This is a genomic window from Pseudomonas sp. JV245A (genome assembly GCF_032424515.1).
Classification (GTDB): Bacteria; Pseudomonadota; Gammaproteobacteria; order Pseudomonadales; family Pseudomonadaceae; genus Aquipseudomonas; species Aquipseudomonas protegens.
Genome location: NZ_VYKE01000424.1, coordinates 1 through 972, shown reverse-complemented (window position 1 = coordinate 972; position 972 = coordinate 1). Strand labels below are relative to the sequence as shown.

1 protein-coding gene and 2 pseudogenes are annotated in these 972 nt (G+C 59.3%); 2 read left to right on the top strand and 1 reads right to left on the bottom strand.

Features of this window, described 5'->3' with window-relative positions:
• Positions 1 to 155: pseudogene (locus F6S12_RS32185) on the bottom strand (glutathione synthase); the annotation flags it as partial.
• 236 nt (positions 156 to 391) lie between these two features.
• Here F6S12_RS32185 and pilG point away from each other — a divergent pair.
• Together pilG and F6S12_RS32175 are read left to right on the top strand one after the other, a co-directional pair.
• Positions 392 to 796 carry a twitching motility response regulator PilG gene (gene pilG, locus F6S12_RS32180; RefSeq protein ID WP_011064001.1) on the top strand — a complete coding sequence of 135 codons (405 nt, stop codon included), beginning with the start codon at positions 392 to 394 and terminating at the stop codon, positions 794 to 796.
• 57 nt (positions 797 to 853) lie between these two features.
• Positions 854 to 972, top strand: a pseudogene (locus F6S12_RS32175) (response regulator); the annotation flags it as partial.

Here is a 972-nt window from a genome sequence, read left to right as displayed (position 1 = left end):
CGGGCCACGCCGTCGCCCTGGTACAGGTCGCGCTGCTCCATATAGAAGAGGGTCCAGCCGCGCTCCTGGGCGGCCAGCAGCATGGCCAGCGAGCTGTCCTTCTTGTAGGAGATGCTGGCGATAGGGTCCATGACAATCCCGACGCGAACGCTCATGGGTGGATTCCTTTAAGAAAATGAGTGGGAGCGAGGCAAAAAAAGTGGCGTCAGAGTGGCGCTGACAGGGGCCTGGGTCAAGGAAAAACCACTGCCTGGCGTGGTCCATAGATTGCAGGGGGGAGAGTGTGCTAAAAAGGCTCGCAGGCCGGGCCCAAGCCTTGAAGTTCAAGGGTTTCACCCATTGCCCGGCGGTACCGGACCAAATCATTCGCTGGGGCGATGGCAGAGCAGATATGGAACAGCATTCCAACGCCTTGAAGGTGATGGTGATCGACGATTCGAAGACGATTCGCCGCACGGCCGAAATGCTGCTGAAGAACGTCGGTTGCGAGGTCATCACCGCAGTGGACGGCTTCGAAGCCCTGTCGAAGATCGTCGACCATCACCCCGGCATCATCTTCGTCGACATCATGATGCCGCGGCTCGACGGCTATCAGACCTGTGCGCTGGTGAAGAACAACAGCGCGTTCAAGTCCATCCCGGTGATCATGCTGTCTTCCAAGGATGGCCTGTTCGACAAGGCCAAGGGGCGCATCGTCGGCTCCGACCAGTTTTTGACCAAACCCTTCAGCAAGGAAGAACTGCTGAGCGCGATCAAGGCCCATGTCCCGGACTTTGTCGCGCTTGCGCCACAGTAGACACGCACAGCGACGCCCGGCCAGCAGGCCGCGCGCCTATACCGTATGGGGAAGACCATGGCTCGTATTCTGATCGTCGATGACTCGCCGACTGAAATGTACAAACTCACCGGCATGCTGGAAAAGCACGGCCATGAAGTGCTCAAGGCCGAGAACGGTGCCGACGGCGTGGCCCT

Bases quoted from the DNA above. Each gene is read 5' to 3' on its own strand.
- pilG (WP_011064001.1), top strand. From the start codon at position 392: ATGGAACAGCATTCCAACGCCTTGAAGGTGATGGTGATCGACGATTCG.